A 21,954-nucleotide genomic window follows, 5' to 3' on the forward strand; every position below is an offset into this window, starting at 1 on the left:
GATCTCTTTGAGTAACCGTCTGATAGAAAATAATGCGTATAAACAGCAGGTAAGGCTAACTGATTTGCCCTACCTGCTGATTAAGTTAATTACTTTTCTGCTTCTGCAATTTTTACTTTCCAAGTATCTGGGCCAATCTGGTGAGCATTCGCTCCGGTAGAGTCTACCGCAACCGTCACTGGCATATCTTCCACTTCAAACTCATAAATGGCTTCCATACCCAGCTCTTCAAAAGCGACAACACGTGCTTTTTTAATCGCCTTAGCCACTAAGTAAGCAGCACCACCAACCGCCATCAGGTAAACCGCTTTATGATTTTTGATTGACTCAATAGCCGCCGGTCCGCGTTCTGCTTTACCAATCATTCCGGTAAGACCCGTTTGAGAAAGCATCATGTCAGTAAACTTGTCCATTCGGGTGGACGTTGTTGGACCCGCAGGACCCACGACTTCATCACCTACCGCATCTACAGGGCCAACATAATAGATAAACTTACCATTAAAATCGACACCTTCAGGTAGCCCTTCACCACTCTCTAATAACCCCTGAATTTTCTTATGTGCAGCATCACGACCAGTCAGTATTTTGCCACTTAGTAATACTGTTTCACCGGTTTTCCACTCTTGAACGTCTTCTTTTGTCACTTCATCAAGGTTAACACGACGAGTATTCTCATCGGCTTCCCATGTTACTTCTGGCCAATCTTCCAGTTTAGGAGGGGTCAATTCTGCTGGACCCGTGCCATCTAGGGTAAAGTGTACGTGACGAGTCGCTGCACAGTTCGGGATCATGCAGACAGGTTTGGACGCCGCGTGTGTTGGTGCCGTCATAATTTTCACGTCAACAACCGTGGTTAACCCGCCTAAACCTTGCGCACCAATACCTAGCTTATTGACTCGATTAAAGATGTCTAATCGAAGCTCTTCTTCAGCATTTTCAGGGCCTTTATCAATAAGATCTTGAATATCAATGTGTCCCATTAGCGACTCTTTCGCTAATACGGCTGCTTTTTCAGCGGTTCCGCCAATACCTATTCCAAGCATTCCCGGTGGACACCAACCTGCCCCCATTGACGGTAATGTCTTCTCTACCCACTCAGCGACATCGTCGGAAGGGTTTAGCATAACCATTTTAGTTTTGTTTTCAGAACCGCCACCCTTAGCCGCAATCTGAATCTCTACTTTATCGCCGGGAACCATATCAATGTGGACAACCGCTGGTGTGTTATCTTTAGTATTAATACGTTTACCCGCAGGATCACTCAATACGGATGCACGTAATGGGTTATCTGGGTTTGTATAAGCTTGACGAACCCCTTCATCAACCATCTGTTGTACGGTTAAATCGCTTTCCCATTGAACATTCATACCGATCTTAACAAAGCAGGTAACAATACCCGTATCCTGACAGATGGGTCTGTGCCCTTCTGCGGACATGCGAGAGTTGATCAAAATTTGCGCAATGGCGTCTTTTGCGGCTTGACTCTGCTCTAAGTCATGCGCTTTTTCCAATGCTTTAACAAAATCTAATGGATGATAATAAGAGATGTACTGAAGTGCATCAGCAACACTGCTGATGAGGTCCTGCTTACGGATGACTGTCATTGCTTGCCTCTTTAATTGTTATGGTTTCAATGAGATACTTATCAACAATAGTTATTGTATATATACTCAACTGAACATTTAGATCTTAAAATTTTGAATTTATGATACTCTCGCTTCCAACAACACGCTATGTGGTGATTCAAGCCTTTGTCACAAATTAAGCAAATGATTAACAATAAAACTCACAAGTTCGACACTCACAAGATTGAGTATCAGCCAGATCTTGCTGTAACACTGTTTCGCCCTATCGCCGATCATCCATGGTCAATGCTATTGCGTTCGCCTTCAACCACTCATCCGGATAGTCGATTTGATATCTTGGTAGCAAACCCAATTGCCACATTAGTAAGCAGAAAGCATCAAACTTACTTTCATAAGGGTGATTCAGTTACCGTCTCGCAAGCAGACCCTTTTGAATTACTGCAGCATCATCTCGATAATTTATTACCTAGATATACCAGCAATGATGATTTGCCTTTTGTTGGTGGTGCGTTAGGGTATTTTAGCTACGACTTAGGCCGTCGAGTAGAACAACTACCCGAGTTAGCAGAGAATGACATTGATATCCCAGAAATGGCGGTAGGCTTTTATCGTTGGGCAGTCATCGTTGATCACCACAAAAAACAGGCACATGTTGTTGGTCAAGATGTGCAGAACGCCTACCAATATCTATTAAGCCGTAAAGAAACCGATACTCACACTGAGACAGAGTTAAGACAGACGGAACCATCGGCTCCTTTCTCTTTAACCAGTCAATGGCAATCCAATATGAGTGCCGCCGACTACCGTGGTAAGTTTAATAAAATTCAAGACTACCTGCTTTCTGGGGACTGCTATCAGATCAATTTAGCGCAGCGATTTAAGGCTAACTATTCAGGTTCAGAGTTTGACGCTTATTTAACGCTAGAGAATCAAAACAGAGCACCTTTTTCTGCATTTTTAAAGTTAGACGAGAGTGCCATTATTAGTATCTCCCCAGAGCGATTTATTCAGTTATCAGCACAGTCCATACAGACCAAGCCTATCAAGGGCACTTTGCCTCGTTCTCAATGCCAACAGCAAGACATCATTAATGCAGAGAAGCTGGCTCGTTCTGAGAAAGATCAAGCAGAAAACTTAATGATCGTTGACCTGCTACGCAACGATATTGGCCGAGTCGCCTTACCCGGTAGCGTTAGTGTGCCAAAACTGTTTGACGTAGAAAGCTTTCCTGCGGTACACCATTTAGTTAGCACCATTACCGCTAAACTGGATAAGCAATATCAACCCACCGATCTATTGCGAGCCTGTTTTCCCGGAGGCTCAATAACCGGAGCACCTAAAGTGCGGGCAATGGAGATTATTGAAGAGTTAGAGCCTCATAGGCGTACGGTTTATTGCGGAAGCATTGGATATATTAGCCAGTGCGGCACGATGGATACCAGTATTACGATTCGCACCTTGGTTGCGCATAACAATACCTTGTACGCATGGGCTGGTGGAGGCATCGTCGCGGACAGTCAATGTGATGCCGAATATCAAGAGACGCTGGATAAACTGAGTCGTATTTTGCCAGTATTAGAGAAGGCAGAACATGAATAAGCAGCAGTTACTTACCCAGTTTTCTTTACGTCTACCTGAACAGTATCACCACGAAGCCGTGAACAGAGCCTCCTCTGCCAATCCCAAGCAGGTTCGTAAAGCGTCGGTACTCATTGGTTGCGTAGAGAGAGATGACCAACTATTTGTGATTTTAACCAGACGAGCAAAGCACCTTAAACATCACCCCGGACAGATTAGTTTCCCGGGCGGCAAGTATGAAGAGTCAGACAGCTCTTTAATACACACCGCATTAAGGGAGACTGAAGAAGAGATCGGAATTCATGCTGATCAAATATCTGTTGTTGGACTATTACCAGAACTGATGACGGTCAGTCATTTTATGGTGACCCCAGTGATCGCCCTTATTTCCAGTGATTATCAAATCCAGATGGATAGAAATGAAGTTGACGACGTATTCGAAGTTCCCGCTAGCCATCTATTTGATATCAAACAACTCTATACACAAGTATTCAAAATTAACCAACAACGACATAGAGTTTTTGCGGTTCCTTATAATGAGCACTTTATTTGGGGAGTTACCGCACAAATCATTCAAGCTCTTCAACGTCAACTGCGTGAGTAAACAGTGTTCTTTTTGCCGAATTTATTTATACTGCTAATGGCATAAAGTAGACGCATCTTTCAGCTTTTTAGTCTGGGCGCTATTTTATTCTAAGCACTATTTTATTCTGAGCACGATCGATCTTAAACCATCGTGTATAGGGCTCATCTACTCAAGCTATTTAATTGAGATTGGTATTAATAATATCGATTACGGACTTAATCTAATGATTACTATTCGAAAAGCTAAATTCAAAGACTACGCCTCTCTTATGGAGATGGAAGTGACAGATGAGCAGAAACCGTACGTTACTAACTTTAATACGCTTTATGAACATAGAACCCCTGAACAAGAGTTTTATGTAATCAATGAAGGCAAAGAGTTACTCGGTTTCTTTATGCTGGATAAGTCCTATTCTCGTCAGTACACTTTTGCTCAACAAAAAGAGCTGGGCTTACGTAATTTTCTCATTGCCAAACAGCATCAAGGCAAAGGGTACGCCAAGCAAGCACTTAATCGCCTATTTCTTTATCTTTATGGCGCCTATGCGGACTTTAATTGCATAGGACTGACGGTAAATAAGAAAAACACTCTGGCCTATAAGCTCTATTTAGACGTCGGTTTTTCAGATACAGAAACGATTTATCACGGTGGTGAAGCTGGTGCTCAGCACGTACTAAGAAAAGATATCAACTAATTTTGTGTATTTGACTATTTTTTCAGCTAAACATTATCAATTATTTAACATAAACGGGTTTTTATTAAATAAAATCTAGATTCTTGTCAAATATATCAACTCAAACAAGAATAAGGCTTGAAGCGAACAAATTCACATGTAATATGTTCGGTGCATTAGGCAATTCCTACAATCCTATTGTTCACTTTTTCACATTGATTAATGCAATCAGGATTTATTTATACTTCTACGGAGAATATTAAACACATGACTTACGCGCCTGTAACAGACGTACTTAGCGGTAAGCTAGCACTAGACAGTGAAGTTACTGTCAAAGGCTGGATCCGTTCACGTCGTGATTCCAAAGCTGGAATCTCTTTCCTTGCCATATACGACGGCTCTTGTTTCGACCCTATTCAGGCCGTGGTCCCTAATGAACTTAATAATTACAATTCTGAGGTACTAAAGCTGACCACAGGTTGTTCTGTAGAAGTAACGGGTAAAGTTGTTGAGTCACCGGCTAAAGGCCAAGACTTTGAACTCGCAGCGACTGACGTTAAAGTTGTCGGTTGGGTCGAAGACGCAGATACTTACCCAATGGCTAAAACTCGTCACTCTATCGAGTACTTGCGCGAAGTTGCACACTTACGCCCTCGCACCAATGTTATTGGTGCAGTTGCGCGTGTACGTAACAGCCTGTCACAAGCAATACACCGCTTCTATCATGAGCAAGGTTACTTCTGGATGTCAGCGCCATTAATCACGGCTTCTGATGCAGAAGGTGCTGGTGAAATGTTCCGCGTATCAACGCTGGATCTTGCAAACCTTCCTCACAAAGAAGATGGCAGCGTCGACTTTAATGAAGACTTTTTTGGCAAAGAGACATTCTTAACGGTTTCTGGTCAGTTAAATGCCGAAACTTACGCTTGTGCATTAAGCAAAGTCTATACATTTGGCCCAACTTTCCGTGCAGAAAACTCAAACACAAGTCGTCACTTGGCTGAGTTCTGGATGGTTGAACCTGAAGTTGCCTTTGCTGATCTAGATGATGTTGCTGGTCTTGCCGAAGACATGCTTAAGTATGTTTTCGACGCTGTACTAAAAGAGCGTCGTGATGACTTAGAGTTCTTTGCTCAACGCATAGACAAAACGGTTATTGAGCGTTTAGAGAACTTTGTTTCTTCTGACTTTGCACAAGTGGATTACACAGATGCAATCGACATCCTAATTAAGTCTGGTCGCGAATTCGAATTCCCTGTTGAATGGGGTATCGATATGTCTTCTGAGCATGAGCGTTACCTTGCAGAAGAGCACTTTAAAGCACCTGTAGTTGTTAAAAACTACCCGAAAGACATTAAAGCTTTCTACATGCGCCTGAACGATGACGGTAAGACAGTAGCGGCTATGGATGTATTAGCACCGGGTATCGGTGAAATCATCGGTGGTTCTCAACGTGAAGAACGTTTAGAAGTTCTTGATGAGCGTATGGTAGCAATGGGCATCGATCCTGAGCACATGGATTGGTATCGCGATCTACGTCGTTACGGTACAGTTCCACATGCAGGTTTTGGATTGGGCTTTGAGCGTCTAGTTTCTTACGTAACAGGTATGGGTAACATCCGAGACGTTATTCCGTTCCCTCGTTCTCCAAGAAGCGCAAACTTCTAATACCACTGTTGGTATTTGACACAAATTGCAAAAGCCGCTTTATTTAAAGCGGCTTTTTAATTTTTTCACTCATTAGCCACATAACCTTTTCTAACACTATTTATTGACCTCTGAAATATTTTACTCGATCATTAGGTCTACTGTACTGTTCTAAAATTTTTAGGTGGATTGTATCAATGTATAAGCCTTATTTTGATAAAGGTAAAACGTTCTTTTTCTACATCATTGCAGCTATTGTTTATGGAACATATGGCAGCCGTGTATGTCCCTTTCTTGATACCTTAACCACAAAAGAAATCTTGCTACATGTCTCTATAGTATTTGTACTGCTTTTTTCGACCCGATCCGCATTGGCCTCTGCTGGCATCATTACCTATAAAGGCAGTATCACAAAATTAGACACAGGCTTGTTTTTCCTGTTCTCGCTCCCTTTTGCCCTTTTTTACAACATCAGTTATGACTTCGGTTTCGACAGCAACTTTAAAGTGCTGTTCGGTATGACTCTGTTTGGTTTTTTCACTGGCGTCATCTTAGAGCTGTTGGACAAGCAACGCTATCTCGCGAGCGGAGATTTTCAAGTCAGCCTTAACGGTGAGCGCCGTTCAATCATCAAACAGATGATTGGCCTGTTTTCTATGCTGATAGTTGCCTTAACAGCCTCTATGATCATGATAGAAATTAAAGATTTATATTGGTTGGAACATAATCCCGAGAAGTTAGCTGACGGCTCAGGAAAGATCAGTGTGATAAAAGAGTTTATTTTTGTCGCCGTGGTTTTATTCAGTTATGCATTTTATATCATTAATCTGTGGACCAAGATTTTAAAACAGATGCTGCTGTCGCAAGAATCTGCCCTATCCGCTGTTGGTGCAGGCTCGCAAGATGTACGCGTTCCTGTCTATGATCATGATGAGTTAGGTACAGTCGCCTCATTAACCAATAGCATGCTGGATAATTTGGAAGTCAGCCACAAAGAAGTTCAAACCACTCGCGATGTTGCGATTGTTAGCCTAGCCGCATTAGCAGAGTCACGTGATAACGAAACGGGTGCACATATTCTTAGAACACAAGAGTATGTAAAAGCCTTAGCAGAGCACCTATCTAACAATGAAAAGTACACCGATTTACTCGATAAAAATTATATAGAGCTGCTGTATAAATCAGCGCCTCTTCACGATGTCGGCAAAGTAGGCATTCCAGATAGAGTATTGCTAAAACCGGGTAAGTTGACTGATGAAGAGTTTGAGACCATGAAGCAACATCCGCAAATTGGTGCAGACGCTTTATCTATAGCGGAGCAGCAACTGGGGTCAACCTCTTTCCTAAATGTGGCCAAAGAGATCTCTTTAACTCACCATGAAAAGTGGGACGGTTCAGGTTACCCAAATCAACTTTCCGGCACTGATATTCCTATTTCTGGCAGATTGATGGCTCTAGCTGATGTTTATGACGCATTAATATCGAAGCGAGTCTATAAGCCGGCATTTACTCATCAAGAAGCGAAAGAGATTATTTTGCAGGGTTCAGGCAAACACTTCGACCCCGATATCGTGGAAGCCTTTATCGCCATTGAAGATGATTTCGTCGAGATAGCAAGTAGACTTAAAGATAAAGAATAGCAAAACGGGCCTCGGCCCGTTTTTAACTTTTACTACTTTTCTGACAGAAAAAGCGCTTATTTCATCTCTTTAACCCTCAAAATAACTGACTTAAATCATTAATTACCACCAAATTGAAATAAATTTAATTTTTATCAATTATTGATGTTGTTTCTAATGGTTCATAAAGGTATAAATAAACCGTTACTACCACATTTAACAGGGATGAAGATTATGTTTGAAAAAGTTGCTGCTGCTCCAGCGGATCCTATACTTGGCTTGACTGAACTATTTAAGAAAGATAGCCGTAAAGAGAAAGTCAATCTTGGTGTAGGCATATACAAAGATGAACAGGGAACGACCCCTGTGTTAGCTACCGTTAAGAAAGCAGAAGCTGCACTTCTTGAAACAGAAAAAACCAAATCTTACCTCACCATTGAAGGAACCGCAGAATACGGCCTAGCAGTGCAAAAGCTACTGTTTGGTGATGACTCCACTATCGTATCCGAACATAAAGCGAAGACGGCTCAAGCTCCAGGCGGCACGGGTGCTTTGCGTGTAGCTGGTGAGTTTATTAAACGCCAACTTGGCGCACCTAAAATCTGGATCAGCAACCCAACATGGGCAAACCACAATGGTGTGTTTACTGCTGCTGGTTTAGAGACCGTTCAGTATGGCTATTATAATGCTGAGACTAAGTCTAAAGACTTCGAACTGATGGTTGAAGACCTAGGCAAAGCAGACGAAGGTGATATCGTTCTTCTACATGGTTGTTGTCACAACCCTACCGGTATTGACCCAACGGCTGACGAGTGGGAAGTATTGGCAAAACTTTGTGCCGACAAAAAGCTTTTACCTCTTTTCGATTTTGCTTATCAAGGCTTCGCTAAAGGCGTTGAAGAAGATGCCCACGGCCTTCGTACTTTCGCCAAGTACAACAGTGAAATTTTAGTAGCAAGTTCATTCTCTAAAAACTTTGGCTTATATAACGAGCGCGTAGGCGCCTTTACGCTGGTTGCTGAATCAGAGCAAACTGCTGCCACCGCTTTCTCTCAAGTCAAAGCGATCATTCGTTCAATTTATTCAAACCCGCCTGCACACGGCTCAGCAGTTGTGACACATATTTTAAACAACCCTGCACTGAGAGCAGAGTGGGAACAAGAAGTGGCTGAAATGCGCGACCGTATTCAAGAGATGCGTTCGCTATTTGTTGAGACGCTAAAAGAACAAGGTGTCACCGCTGACTTTAGCTTTATTGAACGTCAAAATGGCATGTTTAGCTTCTCAGGCTTAACGAAAGCACAAGTAGAACAGCTTAAAGAAGAATTTGGCATCTATATTGTTGGTTCAGGTCGCATAAGTGTTGCTGGTATGACGAAAGCCAATATGATTCCTTTATGTAAAGGTATTGCCGCTGTACTATAATGGCAGATAACGGATATAAGGTCAGACTCTCTTATTGAGGTCTGGCTTTTTTTTTGCGACAGAGGAAACTATGAACGCTGAGTTACTCGAAATTAAAAACTTTATTTCACAGCACCCTCCTTTTAATGAACTGCCTGACGAAACGTTAGAATATATCGCTCAAAGCATTGAAATTTCTTACTTTCGTAACGAAACACCTATTATTCATATGGGGGATCATATTCATGATCTTTATATGCTTAGAAGTGGTGTTGTTGAGGTATATCGACGTAAAGGAGAGCTGTACAACCGACTCAGCGAAGGGGCTTTATTTGGCCAAATGGGGCTATTAACCAATAATAAAGTACGTTTTCCCGCCAAAGCCATAGACGATACCCTACTCTACTGTATTCCAGAGAAAGTTTTCCTTGAACTGTATGAAGGACATGAACACTTTGCTGACTTTGTCGAAGTCGAAGACAGTGTTCGTCTACGCCAAACCATATCCAATACCAATGATGCAAATGACTTAACAACATCAAAAGTAAGTACCTTACTTACTCGAGAACCCATCAGCATATCTAAAGAGTTGTCCATTCAAAGCGCTGCAAAAAAAATGGCCGAAGAAGCGGTATCTTCTCTACTGATTTATGATCCCAACAGCGATCCCGATGATGAAGAGAACTCATCCATTATCGGTATCATTACCGATAGGGACTTGTGTACACGCGTCTTAGCTGAAGGGTTAAATCCCTCCGATGAAGTCGCCAGTGTCATGACCGTTGATGTCATTTCGTTAGACCACAATGCCTATGTTTATGAGGCGATGCTAACGATGCTTAGGTATAACGTGCACCACTTACCTGTTCTAAAAAACCGCAAAGCATTAGGTATTTTAGAGTCTACCGATATCGTGCGGTATGAATCGCAAAACTCGTTATTACTGGTTAGCACCATATTTTTACAAAGCTCGATTCAAGAACTACAAGCCATATCTGAACAGGTAAAAGATAGCTTTGTTCGGCTGGTTAATGAAGATGCCAACTCTCATATGGTTGGCAGTGCCATGTCGGTAATTGGTCGAAGCTTTAAGCAGCGCATTATCGAACTTGCTGAGCAAGAGCTAGGGCCACCACCTATCCCTTACTGTTTCTTGGCGCTGGGTTCAATGGCTCGCGATGAGCAGCTCATCGTAACAGACCAAGACAATGCGATCATACTTGATGACGCATACGTTGCTGAAAAACATGGTGAATACTTTGAAAAACTGGCCAAATTTGTTTGCGATGGACTAGACATGTGCGGTTACAACTATTGTACTGGCGACATTATGGCGTCGAACCCTATGTGGCGAATGACACGCAGGGAATGGGAAAGCTGCTTTGCAGATTGGATTGATAACCCTAACCCCAAGGCGCTACTAAACAGTTCCATCTTCTTCGACCTTACCGGTATTTATGGGCGATTAAAGTGGGCAGAACAACTAAACAGCTTTATTTTGCGAAGAGCAAAAAAGAACAACCGTTTTCTTGCCTGCTTGGCACGCAATGCCCTGAACCGCACGCCACCTCTTGGCTTCTTCCAGAGTTTTGTTATGGAGAAAGATGGCCAACATAAAAACTCCATTAATTTAAAGCGTCGAGGAACGGCACCACTGGCAGATCTCATTCGTGTTCACGGTTTGGCGGTTGGCTCTCGAGCGCAAAACTCGTTTGAACGCTTAGACGATATTATAGACGCTGGCATCTTACCAAAAGGACGCGCGCAAGATTTAAGAGATGCGATGGAGTTTATCAGTATGGTTCGTATCCGACATCAGGCGATAGATATTGAAAATGCCATTGCCCCTGATAACAACATTGAGCCTGACAACATTTCAGATTTTGATCGTCGTAACCTAAAAGATGCTTTTCAGATTTTAAGTAATGCACAAAACTTCTTGAAATATCGTTATCAAGCAAGCAATAAATTTAGCTGAGGTTAGCCAGTGAGTCTTCCATATCGCGCCCCTGAAAAGATGAATTTTAATTGGTTATCACATTATGAAACCATGGCGAGTAAGTGCCGAGACGAGCGTTTACAGAACTTCTATCAGAGGGGTGTCCCCGCAGAAGATACACCACTGTCTCAAATTGAATTTGTCTCTTTAGATTTTGAAACAACGGGCCTTGATCCTAATCGCGATGACATTATTAGCATAGGTTTAGTGCCCTTCACACTTAACCGGGTGTTTCTCAATCAAGCCAAGCATTGGTACGTTAATCCCAATACTTCTCTTAATGAAGACTCGGTTGTTATCCATGGTATTACTCATAACGATATCGTCAATGCCCCTGACATTGTAAAAATACTGGAGCAAGTGTTAGAAGCACTGGCAGGTAAGATTGTTGTGGTGCATTTTCGCAAGATCGAACGCGAATTTTTCTATACCGCTCTTAACGAACGAATCGGTGAAGGTATCCTATTTCCAGTAATTGATACAATGCAGTTAGAAACCGCGATTCAAAGAAAGAAAAATCGAGGTTTTATGAACTGGCTTAAAGGCACTAAACCGCAATCGGTTAGGCTAGGAGCAAGTCGAACTCGTTACGGGTTACCAAGCTACACCCCTCATCACGCGTTGACAGACTCCATTGCCACCGCAGAGTTGTTACAGGCACAGATAGCTCATTATTTTTCAACAGAGACAGCGATTAGTAAGTTGTGGAAATGACATTCACTTAGCGCAATACCTAGCACTGGAGCCAATGATTTCTCGTTAAAAAGTTAGTTAGCTATTCCCAAGGCTCCACTGTAATGTCAGGCCAGCGCTTACAATAGCCACTGACCATTTGGTCGTAGCTTTCGCGTGTCATTGCAATGGGGTTTGGCTTTACCCTTTTATTAAATGCATCAGATAACCCATAAGGCGAGTAAATACGCATTGTACCGTTTGAACCTAGCCTAAACCCGATTGCAAATGCAGACAACCAAGAATCAATGCCCTGCTCTACTTTTATATAAGCTGGTATAGTTTGACCAAATCTATAGAGATACCATTCATGAACACGTGCTTGATTTACCACATCAATGGGGACTTCATGCTTTACGATACTGTTAATTCGGCTGCTGTAGCTTTCTTCATTAGATGTACTAGCGGTATCGAAGTAAACAATATCGAAGTCCTTAATGCTATTGAGTGGTCTTTCACCTGATAATGAGTTCCAAATCAGTTGTGTAATTGCGCCACCAGCAATGAAATAGTCAGGCAAGCCAACTTTAATGCATGCTTGAGCAGTTTCCATTAGCTCAGGTGTATTTCTGATTAACTTTTCTAGTTGATCTTCTAACATGTTCCCCTGCCAACTTACTTTAAGGGTTGTGAATTACTCTTAAATGATTTTTTTATACGAGTTTTTCCGTCAGTTCCCTCGTCATGAAGTAACTGTGTGGATCAACTTCATAGTCAGCGAACGGTTCACAATATGTAAACCCAAACTTCTCATAAAGGCTCCTCGCTGGCTGGAAAAATTCTTGAGTGCCTGTTTCTAAACTAACTTTCTGACAACCATGATCGATGGCTGCATTCAAAGCGTGAGTTAGAAGTTTTGTTGCGACACCAGACTTGCGAGAGGCACTAGATGTTCTCATTGATTTCAATTCAATATGAACGGGGCTTAGTTGCTTCATGGCGAGACAACCTTGTAATTCTCCACCAAGCCAGCCGCTGAAAAATATGATTTCTGGTGATTTCAGTGCATTAACGTCTAGAGCATGAACACTTTCTGGAGGCGAAGTGGCATACATATCTGCTAGGTGCTCTTCAAGGAGCTTAATGACCTCACCACCCGATAAGTCGTCTATTTTGATTTCCATATTCCGAACTTTCCTTATTCGTATAACTCCGCATTAAATGGTGAGCGTTAGCGAGTCCAACCCACGTATTTTGTGGGTGATTTTTAATTGCCTTATTATACATTGTTACTAAATTTCTCAATGAGCTGTTTCGCTACAACTAAATCATCTTCTTTTTTTTGAAAAGATTCATATAAGAAACTATAGATCTCCTTAAATTCTTCTCTAACGAAAATATCGGCGATTCCACGAATAAACAACTCCAATTGTTAGCAGTTATTAAAGCTTTCTGTTATGGCTCAGATACACCATACTTGCTAGCCCAAGATTTAATACGCGACTTCGCCAAAGGCTTTTCCTTGAGCGCAAGTTCAAAGTAAAATCTTGATTCGGAGGTGTCTCCTAAGTACAGCGAAATTACAGCTGCAAGTAATGAGTTTTGACTTTCACTAGCCGACGTCTTCACATTGACCAAATCGGACATTTTGTCTAACCATGGTAAACAATACTGACGCACCTTATTTGCTACATCCGCACCGACTATACTCAACTCTGAATGAGAATCGACTTCCCACCAAATATCTCTTTGTTCGCTAGTGAGAAAACCAATACGTTCATGCAATGTGCAGTTATATTCTTTCGGTAACCCCGTTATACTCGGGGCTTCTGCCAGTTTTGCAATCTCTGGATAATAGACACCAATGTTAAGAGTAAACCGTCCTGATTGACCACTATTCCATTGACTGGCTTGTACATTTATGACTTCAATCCGATTGTCGTACTCTTTATAGAAATTACGCCCTTTCTTTTTAAATCCTAATTTATTTAAGAAAGGTACAAGTTCAATTTTTAATACAGTATCAATTACTTTTGATATTTCGCTCATTCAGAAGATTTCCCTTGAGTCATAACGTCGCCAACGCTGCCCCAACCTAAATCATAGTGCTATAAACACTTAAGCTGGAGTAAAACCATAAATACCAAGCGTTGCGAACCTCTCTAGATGCTTGTTATGTTCTCTGACTCATGAATATGCCTGAGCCCTTCTTTGCGCAGGTAATAGGCTAATACGAAAGAAATAGCCAACAAACTCAAAAATATCACATAAGTAGCAAAACTCATCGAACCTATGAACTCAAGAAAGCTCAATGAAATTTTGTCCTTTTCTACAGTAACTTTTGCTATAAAGCTTAAAGGTACGATTGTGAGTAGAAGTATCAGCCCTTTATAAATTGATACCCCAGTATCAACTAATGTTTTTCCAAATACCTCTCGTGCTTTAGGGTTGTAATCATCAGCTTTCAAACGCGCCTCCTAGTTTCAATTACCAAGAACATAACCATTCTTATACGATAAAATCTCCAAATAACACATTTCTAAATCGTCACATATTAATCTGATTTAATATAACCTATCACAAGAATATATATTAAACATTGAGATAGTCATTTATTGATTTGAAGGTGGTCGAAAAAAGAGACCGTCGTTTTAGAAACTGGGCATTAACCTTGTTTTGTCTAAGCCCGAAGGTTAAAACATTCGTTTAATGAGTTGAAAAGTTTACATATTTGCATTACTTATGACCATCGAATCCTGCTAATTTTTTGAGTAGCAGTAAACCAATCACCCTTAATGAATCGAAAAAGAACAGACATAATTGGATACAATTTAAACTTTGCTTTGCCTCGATAAAATATTGATAAAACGATTATTTATAGCCAACTAAATATAGCCTTTGCTACGAACCCCCTCAAATCATTTACTCTATAAAGGCTTAATAAAATGAACAACAAACTAAAAGTATTTATTACTCTACTCACTCTTTTTTCCATTTCAGCATGTACGTCAAGTAACTCTTACATTAAACCTATCAATGGTCAGACATTGCAGGGAAACGAGAAAATTTCGTTTAAAGGTACAAGCTTTTACTTAGTTAACGGTGGCGATGGAAAAATGCAAACTTATACCTCTTTAGGCGCATCAGATGAGCCTGCTGAAGGCAGTGGTGAAGCGGCCCTTATCATTGCCAACGAGGCTCTTTCCGGTTTTACTGATCGCATGATAGTGGAGAATCAAGAATTAACAGAGGCGCAAGCATTAGAAAATGCCGTAATCAACAAAAGTGATTATCTGATTTACTCACGTGTAGAGAAATGGACCGATCCTATTGGCATTAATTGCCAGAAATATTATGCGGATGAAGCTTCTGTATTGTTATCTTTATACTCGGTAAGCAACAAAAAACTCATCAACACTTCTCGTCTGGCCGATAAAAGTTGCCCCGCTAAGTTGAACGGTGTTCCTCTATCAACAGGTTCACCAGAAGGACAATATAGAGACCTGATTTTACAATGGATACAGACTAATTTTAATAAGTAGCCCCTTCCATCACATCACCTGTAATTCATAAACAACAAAGTTTGTAGCAGTGCCCGTTCGAGGTACGCTGCAAACTTGGTCAACTTTTCTTTTTTGATACGAAAACACTCAACCTATCGCAAACCATCAGTCAGTTATTGACATAGAAACTCAATAAAACATATGCTTAGCCCACACTGGCAAAATCCAGTGTCAGGATTGGAACCCTGTATTATAACCACCGGCATGTAAATGCCAGCTTTTTGCTGGATTTTTTATGTGCGGCTTTGGCACACCTATATAAAGTAAAATTGGCTATTTTTAAGGCTATAGACTGAATTATGGTGAGCTGGACAGGGCAGCCTTCGGGTTGGCCGTCACGGTGGTGCGGTAGTTCCAACCTTGTTCAGTTCACCACCCTAAGATTGGAACCTTTTGTGGTGATAAGACTAAATTTACAACCACCGGAGATCACCATGACCCATCAAAACGAACCTGATTTCTACCTTCAAGTTGAAGACTTTATCCTAAACGCAAACAGCGATAACAGCGCAATTGATAACGAAATACGTGTTTTTCTGCTGACGTTGCTAAACCAGTTTAAACATCAAGATAAAGAATAACCGATAGAAGAAAGGCATCATTTGAGGTGCCTTTGCTGATCAAAGTTATCTTTTCTTGTGGTGTCAATCCGCTCTTGTTCTCTTGTTCTCTTGTTCTCTTGTTCTCTTGTTCTCTTGTTAGCTGATGCTTGTTAATTAGCTCGTTTTCGTCAAATAACGACTACGCTAACTTATCGAGATAAACGTCAATTTACTCCCCTGATAAACAAAAAAAGACCGAATGTTTACACACTCGGCCTTGATTAAATTAAGTATTTAATTACTTATTCTCAGTTCGTAAACCCAGCAATAAGCTGACACACATCGCCAATAAGATAAAGGTAAATGGTAGTGCCGTCGAGATTGAACCTGCTTGAAGTGCTTGTATTGCTTCAGTTCCACCGATCCAGAGTAATACGGCTGCAACAGCACCTTCTAGGAACGCCCAGAAGATTCGTTGCGTAACCGGGGCATCAACTTTACCACCAGAGGTGATACTATCAATAACCAGAGAACCGGAATCCGATGAAGTAATAAAGAATACCAGAACCAACACAATCGCAATTACAGATAAAGCGGTACCGAAAGGAATGGCTTCAAACATTTCGAACATCGCCAGTGGTACTTCCGTTAATCCATTTTGCCCTAGTGTTCCAACACCATTAATAACTTGATCAATCGCTAGTCCGCCAAATACAGACATCCAAATTAGTGTCACTACTGTAGGAACAATCAGTACCGCAGTAATGAACTCTCTAATTGTACGACCTCTTGATACGCGAGCGATGAACATGCCAACGAATGGGGACCATGAAATCCACCATGCCCAATAGAATACAGTCCAACCTTGGAACCAAGCCGTATCGTCACGACCAACTGGGTTACTTAATGGGATAATGTTTTCTACATAAGCCATAAATGTCGTCGGTATAGAACCAAACGTGACCGCGAAGCCAATCAAGGCAACCAACAATAGCAGCAAGAAAGCAACCAGCATGTTGATATTACTGATGACTTTAACACCGCCGTCGATGCCTCTCATCACAGACACTATTGCAAGTAGAGTCACGATGGCAATCACCACAATTTGCAGCCCTAGACCGCCTTCTGTTCCAAATACATGGTTGATGCCGCTAGCTGCTTGCTGTGCTCCTAGCCCTAATGACGTCGCAAGACCAAATAGAGTGGCCAGTACCGCTAGAATATCAACGATATGTCCTGCCCAACCCCATGCTCTATCCCCAAGAAGTGGGTAGAATATGGAGCGCATAGAGAGCGGTAACCCTTTGTTATAGGTAAAGAATGCTAACGATAGCGCGACAACACCGTAGATTGCCCAAGGGTGTAGACCCCAGTGGAACATAGTCGCACCTAACGCCAGTTTTGCCGCTTCTGGTGAGTTTGCTTCAACATTAAGTGGTGTTTCGTACCACCCTGTAAAGTAAGCAATAGGTTCTGCAACACTCCAGAACATTAAGCCAATGCCCATCCCGGCAGCGAATAGCATCGCAATCCAGGATAAGAACGAGTAATCGGCTTCGGCTTCTTCGCCGCCCAAACGGATTTTACCGTAAGGTGATATGATCAAACCTAAACAGAAAATAACAAAAATATTTGCTGACCATATAAAGAAACTATCAAATGAGCCAATTATCTGCCATTTAACGCCATCTAATACCGATTTTGCGGTTTCTGCATCACTAATTAAAGATGCCACAATAAACAGAACAATTAAGCCGGCACTAATACCAAATACAGGGTTGTGTACATCAAAACCCCACTTCTGAACGTTGTCTTGTCCTATTGTATAGTCCGTACTATCAATACTGTATTTATCAATTCCCTTAGTCAAAAATCCACCTTAACTTTCCGTTGTATTAATCTCAGCCCAAAAGGTAATTTTCTTTCAATTTAAGCAACGGTAAACCCAAATCTCACAACCATTTTGGCAAAGCCAGTTAAAATTATAGCAGTTATGAAAGTTCATTTCAGTTTTAAAGGTATTACTGTGACAATCGCGCAGCCAACACTAACAAAATTAGTACAAAACACTCAGATACCAATCTAATTTAGCATGCCTTTTTCTAGCGCATACTTTGCCAGCTCTGCGGTTGTATGAATATCAAGTTTATGTTTAATGTTTTGTCTATGGGTTTCTACCGTTCGATAGCTAATGTTTAATAATGAGGCGATCTTTTTGCTGCTGTGACCCTGTGACACCAATTTGAGCACAGACTCTTCCCGACGGCTTAGTGGGTTTACCTTCTTCGCGGATGGCGTTACCTGCTCGGTAAAGAGCGTTTGTGTAGTACTTTCACAAAAATAGGTGGAGCCTAAGTTCACTGTTTTGATCGCCTGAACCATTTTCTCGGCTGAAATCTCTTTGAGCATGTATCCCACCGCGCCAGATTGCATCACATTCATGATGTACTCTCGGTTGTCATGCATGGTTAGCATCAGCACTTTGACATGAGGAAACTCTTCTTTTATCAGCTCTGTCGCCTCTATACCATTCATTATCGGCATGCTTATATCCATAAGAACGACGTCGGGTTGGTGCTGTTTGACACTGTCAATGGCGGCTAAACCATTGCTAGCCGTGCCTACAACGTCTATTTCGCTTTCAGATTCTAGCCTTGCAATAAATCCTTCCAGTACAACTTGATGATCATCCACTATGATGACCTTTATCGGTTTTTCCATACCATTAATCCATCCAAATTCAGTAGAACAGTGATTTCAGTGCCAATGCCAATCTCGCTGGATAATTCAAAATCCCCGCCAATAAACTCTACTCTTTCTCTCATATTCCGCAAACCAATTCCCTTCTGCCTTGACGCTTCCAAATCATCAAACCCCTCTCCATCATCTCGAATCATCAATTGCAGCATATTCCCCATTTGCTGAAGAATGACCGTAATGGTTGAAGCATTGGCGTGTTTTTCAATATTGGTTAACGATTCCTGAGTCACTCGATACAAGGTTGTCGCAACTTCAGACTTTAGCTTGCCATCTTTGGTATCAAATAGAATATCGACTTCAACATGTTCACTATGGGAGCGAAAATCGTTGATTAACGTACTTAACGCAGCTTCTAAGCCAATATCGTCCAGCGCACTAGGGCGAAGGTTATGGGAAATCCGCCGTACCTCATTTATCGCAATCACCAGCGAATGTTGTGATTTATCAAGATGAGTGCCTAACTCTTTTGAAGCGGGAAGAAGATTAATTTTGGTTGCCAATAACTCTAAATGGCACTTACTTGAAACCAGTAACTGATTAATGCCATCGTGTAACTCACGTGCCAGATGCTTCTTTTCATCCTCTTGAAACATCACGGTTTTATGGGCTAAGTCTTTTAAATTTTTATCGGCAAGTCTATGTTCATGAAGGTTAATAACCAAGGTAAGAACAATGATCACGGCTACAGTAAACGCCAATATCGTGATAACAGAGAAGAAGGTGGTCTCAATATTCTGATTAACCGAGTCCTTCATTATTGCAACATCTTGATGTATATCTTCGATGTAGAGCCCGGTTCCAATCATCCATTGCCACTTATCTAGCCACTCTACATATCCCAGTTTTTGTACCGTTTCATTGGTGGACGGTTTTTGCCATAAATAGCTATGAAACCCACCGCCATTTTGGGCTTGGTCAAGCAGCGCTTCTATTAAATAATTACCATTTTTATCTTGTAAACCAATCAGATTCTGCCCCACCAGTTCTGGCAAAATCGGGTGAACAATATTAGTGCCTTGTTTGTCGTAAACAAAAAAGTAGCCATCTGATCCAAAACGCATCTCATTGATGATAGCTTTTACTTGTTGCTTAGCATCGTCATCATCAATTTGAGCATTTTCGTATATCGGCTTTATGGCGCTAAAGGCGAGATCAACGCTATCTTTTAGCGCCGACTCTCTTGATTTAATTAAATTTTGGCGAAAGATCTCTACTTCTTTAGCACCAAGAGATTTTGTTTGATATATAGCAATCCAGCTGATACTGGCAGATACCATGATTAATGGTATGAGTGTGAGCAAAATTAGCTTTGCTTTGAGAGGCATTCCTTTTCCTCATAAAAAAACCGCGCCTATTATTAGGAACGGTTTTTATAATAGCAAGGTTAGCGACTCATCTAAAAGATTGCACGACAACTCCCTAAGCCAGATCACATTCCATAAAATTCAGGAAATAGTAGTAGTGAGATAAGCACTAACACTTGAATGGCGATAAATGGCATCACTCCCCTATAGATATCCATGGTAGTAATCCCTTTTGGTGCAACTCCTTTTAGATAGAAGAGACTAAAGCCAAATGGTGGGGTTAAGAACGATGTCTGTAAGTTCATCGCCACTAATATAGCAAACCATACCATATCAATGCCTAACAGCTCTGCGACTGGCGCAATGATCGGTACGATAATAAAGCATATCTCTACGAAATCGATGAAGAAACCGAGCAGTAAAATAACCAACATAACAATGATCAGGAAGCCCCATTTTTCACCGGGGATTTCCAGCATCCACTCTTCGACTAAAATGTCACCACCTGTGTAAGTGAATGCCATAGAGAATGCGGTTGCTCCTAACAAAATAGCGAACACCATCGCCGTCACTTTCACAGTCTCTTTAGAGGCATGATAGAGCATAGACCAACTAAACTGACGGTATAGAATGGCAAGAACAATGGCACCCGCACCGCCTAACGCAGCGGACTCGGTTGGCGTTGCGACACCAGCAAATATGGAACCCAGAACGACTATGATCAGTGCCAAAGGAGGAATAACGGCTTTAAGCGCTTTGATGACCTCTTCACGGCGAGAAATAGAGTCGTCTCGATCTAACGCTTGTGCGGCTTGAGGGTTTAACTTGGCGTATATCAAAATGTAAAGTATATAGGCACCAACTAGCACAAACCCCGGCCATAATGCAGCCTGAAATAAGTCCCCTACCGGTACACCAAGCACATCCCCTAGCAAGATAAGAACAATAGAAGGAGGAATGATCTGTCCCAAGGTACCAGACGCACATATGGTTCCGCACGCTAAGCCTTTATCGTAATTGTATTTCAGCATTACCGGTAACGAGATAAGTCCCATCGCAACTACTGATGCACCAACCACACCGGTAGATGCCGCAAGTAATGCGCCAACCAATACCGTTGAGATCGCGATACCACCTCGCACTCCGCCGAACAGTTTCCCCATAGACTCCAGCAATTGCTCAGCTAATTTGGTTTTTTGTAATACTAACCCCATGAAGACGAACAGTGGCACTGCCATCAGTACCGTGTTTTCCATGATGGATTGAATTCGGTACGGCATAAAGGCAAACATTTCTATCCCTTCAGCCCAAACACCAAATATGAGTGCGATACCACCAAAGGTAAAGGCAACGGGGAAGCCTATAAGTAGTGCAACCAAGGCGACAAAGAACATGACGATACCTATCATAACTCACCTCCTTTGTTGCTCGCTCCGCCATGAACAATATGGGGATATAAAATAGTGTTAATTGAATTCAGTAGCAGACCAATACCACTGATGGCCATAAAGATAAATGACGTTGGAATCATGGCTTTAATTACCCAGCGATAAGCTAAACCTCCGGGATCACCAGACGTTTCACCCAGTGCATAGCTCTCTTTAGCAAAATCTATCCCAAACCAGGCAACCAAAAGACAAAACGGTAGAAGAAAAATAAGGGTTCCTAATAGATCGATAATTGCCTTAGCTCGTAATGATAAGCGCTCATAAAACACATCGACTCTAACGTGACCTGCAGAACGAATGGCAAAAGGAACGCCAAGTAGGAATACGGAGGAAAATAGGTGCCACTCCATCTCTTGGAAAGCAATAGATACGTCATTAAACACGTATCTCATTACCACATCATAGACAACATTAACCAACAGCAACAAAAACAGGATGCTCGAAAGCCAGCCTAAAACATCACCAATGCGGTTAACTAACTGTTCCATTTTAATGAGGGTTCTCATTTAAAACTCCATGGAAGACGATTACTTAATAATAATTAATTCTTGGGCGATAAAAGCTAAGCGGTTA

At 41.7% G+C, this 21,954-nt stretch carries 20 protein-coding genes; 10 read left to right on the plus strand and 10 right to left on the minus strand.

The features are described from left to right. Nucleotides 1-89: 89 nt before the first annotated feature. Nucleotides 90-1,604 carry a fumarate hydratase gene (locus tag CHJ_RS07900; RefSeq protein WP_171752034.1) on the minus strand — a complete coding sequence of 505 codons (1,515 nt, stop codon included), beginning with the start codon at nucleotides 1,602-1,604 and terminating at the stop codon, nucleotides 90-92. A gap of 165 nt (nucleotides 1,605-1,769) precedes the next feature. Between CHJ_RS07900 and pabB the strand changes: the two genes are divergently transcribed. The 8 genes from pabB to CHJ_RS07940 all read left to right on the plus strand — a co-directional run bounded on the left by pabB (nucleotide 1,770) and on the right by CHJ_RS07940 (nucleotide 11,806). Next, nucleotides 1,770-3,185 carry an aminodeoxychorismate synthase component 1 gene (gene pabB / locus CHJ_RS07905; protein ID WP_317917392.1) on the plus strand — a complete coding sequence of 472 codons (1,416 nt, stop codon included), beginning with the start codon at nucleotides 1,770-1,772 and terminating at the stop codon, nucleotides 3,183-3,185. Continuing rightward, nucleotides 3,178-3,768 (plus strand): CoA pyrophosphatase, encoded by a 591-nt coding sequence (locus CHJ_RS07910; protein WP_317917393.1) that lies wholly within the window; start codon nucleotides 3,178-3,180, stop codon nucleotides 3,766-3,768. The genes pabB and CHJ_RS07910 overlap by 8 nt, the downstream gene beginning before the upstream one ends. 205 nt (nucleotides 3,769-3,973) lie before the next feature. Continuing rightward, nucleotides 3,974-4,444: a GNAT family N-acetyltransferase gene (locus CHJ_RS07915; protein WP_171752037.1), complete on the plus strand. Its 471-nt coding sequence runs from the start codon at nucleotides 3,974-3,976 to the stop codon at nucleotides 4,442-4,444. Between the two features lie 246 nt (nucleotides 4,445-4,690). After that, on the plus strand, nucleotides 4,691-6,091 hold the full coding sequence (gene asnS / locus CHJ_RS07920) for an asparagine--tRNA ligase (RefSeq protein WP_171752038.1): 1,401 nt from the start codon (nucleotides 4,691-4,693) through the stop codon (nucleotides 6,089-6,091). Nucleotides 6,092-6,267: 176 nt separating this feature from the next. Beyond that, entirely contained in the window at nucleotides 6,268-7,710 is a 1,443-nt protein-coding gene (locus CHJ_RS07925; protein WP_317917394.1) for an HD-GYP domain-containing protein, read from the plus strand. 213 nt (nucleotides 7,711-7,923) lie between these two features. Then, the gene (locus tag CHJ_RS07930) at nucleotides 7,924-9,114 is read left to right on the plus strand and encodes an amino acid aminotransferase (protein ID WP_317917395.1); all 1,191 of its coding nucleotides are present in this window, start codon (nucleotides 7,924-7,926) and stop codon (nucleotides 9,112-9,114) included. A 70-nt stretch (nucleotides 9,115-9,184) separates the two neighbouring features. Continuing rightward, complete coding sequence (locus CHJ_RS07935; RefSeq protein ID WP_171752041.1) at nucleotides 9,185-11,071, plus strand: DUF294 nucleotidyltransferase-like domain-containing protein; 1,887 nt, start codon at nucleotides 9,185-9,187, stop codon at nucleotides 11,069-11,071. 39 nt (nucleotides 11,072-11,110) lie between these two features. Further along, a complete protein-coding gene (locus tag CHJ_RS07940) occupies nucleotides 11,111-11,806 on the plus strand; it encodes a 3'-5' exonuclease (RefSeq protein ID WP_171752065.1) in 696 nt (231 codons plus the stop codon). A gap of 61 nt (nucleotides 11,807-11,867) precedes the next feature. Here CHJ_RS07940 and CHJ_RS07945 read toward each other — a convergent pair whose 3' ends face one another. From CHJ_RS07945 to CHJ_RS07960, 4 genes are all read right to left on the minus strand, one after another. Continuing rightward, the gene (locus CHJ_RS07945; protein WP_317917396.1) at nucleotides 11,868-12,425 is read right to left on the minus strand and encodes a nucleotidyltransferase family protein; all 558 of its coding nucleotides are present in this window, start codon (nucleotides 12,423-12,425) and stop codon (nucleotides 11,868-11,870) included. A gap of 52 nt (nucleotides 12,426-12,477) precedes the next feature. After that, the gene (locus tag CHJ_RS07950; RefSeq protein ID WP_317917397.1) at nucleotides 12,478-12,948 is read right to left on the minus strand and encodes a GNAT family N-acetyltransferase; all 471 of its coding nucleotides are present in this window, start codon (nucleotides 12,946-12,948) and stop codon (nucleotides 12,478-12,480) included. A gap of 271 nt (nucleotides 12,949-13,219) precedes the next feature. Then, nucleotides 13,220-13,813: a DUF4304 domain-containing protein gene (locus CHJ_RS07955; RefSeq protein ID WP_317917398.1), complete on the minus strand. Its 594-nt coding sequence runs from the start codon at nucleotides 13,811-13,813 to the stop codon at nucleotides 13,220-13,222. A 113-nt stretch (nucleotides 13,814-13,926) separates the two neighbouring features. Continuing rightward, the gene (locus CHJ_RS07960) at nucleotides 13,927-14,232 is read right to left on the minus strand and encodes a hypothetical protein (RefSeq protein ID WP_317917399.1); all 306 of its coding nucleotides are present in this window, start codon (nucleotides 14,230-14,232) and stop codon (nucleotides 13,927-13,929) included. A gap of 477 nt (nucleotides 14,233-14,709) precedes the next feature. Between CHJ_RS07960 and CHJ_RS07965 the strand changes: the two genes are divergently transcribed. Together CHJ_RS07965 and CHJ_RS07970 are read left to right on the plus strand one after the other, a co-directional pair. Further along, the gene (locus CHJ_RS07965) at nucleotides 14,710-15,306 is read left to right on the plus strand and encodes a DUF4823 domain-containing protein (protein ID WP_171752046.1); all 597 of its coding nucleotides are present in this window, start codon (nucleotides 14,710-14,712) and stop codon (nucleotides 15,304-15,306) included. A 455-nt stretch (nucleotides 15,307-15,761) separates the two neighbouring features. After that, the gene (locus tag CHJ_RS07970; protein ID WP_171752047.1) at nucleotides 15,762-15,908 is read left to right on the plus strand and encodes a hypothetical protein; all 147 of its coding nucleotides are present in this window, start codon (nucleotides 15,762-15,764) and stop codon (nucleotides 15,906-15,908) included. A 259-nt stretch (nucleotides 15,909-16,167) separates the two neighbouring features. Here the strand turns inward: CHJ_RS07970 and CHJ_RS07975 are convergent, their stop codons facing one another. From CHJ_RS07975 to CHJ_RS07995, 5 genes are all read right to left on the minus strand, one after another. Further along, nucleotides 16,168-17,739, minus strand: a complete 1,572-nt coding sequence (locus tag CHJ_RS07975) for a BCCT family transporter (protein ID WP_171752048.1) — start codon at nucleotides 17,737-17,739, stop codon at nucleotides 16,168-16,170. A gap of 212 nt (nucleotides 17,740-17,951) precedes the next feature. Beyond that, a complete protein-coding gene (locus CHJ_RS07980) occupies nucleotides 17,952-18,590 on the minus strand; it encodes a response regulator transcription factor (protein ID WP_171752049.1) in 639 nt (212 codons plus the stop codon). Further along, nucleotides 18,575-19,954, minus strand: coding sequence for a cache domain-containing protein (locus tag CHJ_RS07985; RefSeq protein ID WP_171752050.1), 1,380 nt, complete (start codon nucleotides 19,952-19,954; stop codon nucleotides 18,575-18,577). The genes CHJ_RS07980 and CHJ_RS07985 overlap by 16 nt, the downstream gene beginning before the upstream one ends. 104 nt (nucleotides 19,955-20,058) lie before the next feature. Beyond that, nucleotides 20,059-21,342 (minus strand): TRAP transporter large permease subunit, encoded by a 1,284-nt coding sequence (locus CHJ_RS07990; protein ID WP_171752051.1) that lies wholly within the window; start codon nucleotides 21,340-21,342, stop codon nucleotides 20,059-20,061. Further along, nucleotides 21,339-21,887: a TRAP transporter small permease subunit gene (locus CHJ_RS07995; protein ID WP_171752052.1), complete on the minus strand. Its 549-nt coding sequence runs from the start codon at nucleotides 21,885-21,887 to the stop codon at nucleotides 21,339-21,341. The genes CHJ_RS07990 and CHJ_RS07995 overlap by 4 nt, the downstream gene beginning before the upstream one ends. Nucleotides 21,888-21,954: the final 67 nt, after the last annotated feature.

This window comes from Vibrio sp. MACH09, from assembly GCF_033238805.1.
Classification (GTDB): Bacteria; Pseudomonadota; Gammaproteobacteria; order Enterobacterales; family Vibrionaceae; genus Vibrio.

Excerpts from the sequence above, each read along its gene's own strand:
- CHJ_RS07985 (WP_171752050.1), bottom strand. The coding sequence starts at position 19,954 with ATGCCTCTCAAAGCAAAGCTAATTTTGCTCACACTCATACCATTAATC.
- CHJ_RS07950 (WP_317917397.1), bottom strand. The coding sequence starts at position 12,948 with ATGGAAATCAAAATAGACGACTTATCGGGTGGTGAGGTCATTAAGCTC.
- CHJ_RS07910 (WP_317917393.1), top strand. The coding sequence starts at position 3,178 with ATGAATAAGCAGCAGTTACTTACCCAGTTTTCTTTACGTCTACCTGAA.
- CHJ_RS07965 (WP_171752046.1), top strand. The coding sequence starts at position 14,710 with ATGAACAACAAACTAAAAGTATTTATTACTCTACTCACTCTTTTTTCC.
- CHJ_RS07925 (WP_317917394.1), top strand. The coding sequence starts at position 6,268 with ATGTATAAGCCTTATTTTGATAAAGGTAAAACGTTCTTTTTCTACATC.
- CHJ_RS07900 (WP_171752034.1), bottom strand. The coding sequence starts at position 1,604 with ATGACAGTCATCCGTAAGCAGGACCTCATCAGCAGTGTTGCTGATGCA.
- CHJ_RS07940 (WP_171752065.1), top strand. The coding sequence starts at position 11,111 with ATGAATTTTAATTGGTTATCACATTATGAAACCATGGCGAGTAAGTGC.
- CHJ_RS07930 (WP_317917395.1), top strand. The coding sequence starts at position 7,924 with ATGTTTGAAAAAGTTGCTGCTGCTCCAGCGGATCCTATACTTGGCTTG.
- CHJ_RS07995 (WP_171752052.1), bottom strand. The coding sequence starts at position 21,887 with ATGAGAACCCTCATTAAAATGGAACAGTTAGTTAACCGCATTGGTGAT.
- asnS (WP_171752038.1), top strand. The coding sequence starts at position 4,691 with ATGACTTACGCGCCTGTAACAGACGTACTTAGCGGTAAGCTAGCACTA.
- CHJ_RS07935 (WP_171752041.1), top strand. The coding sequence starts at position 9,185 with ATGAACGCTGAGTTACTCGAAATTAAAAACTTTATTTCACAGCACCCT.
- CHJ_RS07915 (WP_171752037.1), top strand. The coding sequence starts at position 3,974 with ATGATTACTATTCGAAAAGCTAAATTCAAAGACTACGCCTCTCTTATG.
- pabB (WP_317917392.1), top strand. The coding sequence starts at position 1,770 with ATGATTAACAATAAAACTCACAAGTTCGACACTCACAAGATTGAGTAT.
- CHJ_RS07980 (WP_171752049.1), bottom strand. The coding sequence starts at position 18,590 with ATGGAAAAACCGATAAAGGTCATCATAGTGGATGATCATCAAGTTGTA.
- CHJ_RS07970 (WP_171752047.1), top strand. The coding sequence starts at position 15,762 with ATGACCCATCAAAACGAACCTGATTTCTACCTTCAAGTTGAAGACTTT.
- CHJ_RS07955 (WP_317917398.1), bottom strand. The coding sequence starts at position 13,813 with ATGAGCGAAATATCAAAAGTAATTGATACTGTATTAAAAATTGAACTT.
- CHJ_RS07945 (WP_317917396.1), bottom strand. The coding sequence starts at position 12,425 with ATGTTAGAAGATCAACTAGAAAAGTTAATCAGAAATACACCTGAGCTA.
- CHJ_RS07990 (WP_171752051.1), bottom strand. The coding sequence starts at position 21,342 with ATGATAGGTATCGTCATGTTCTTTGTCGCCTTGGTTGCACTACTTATA.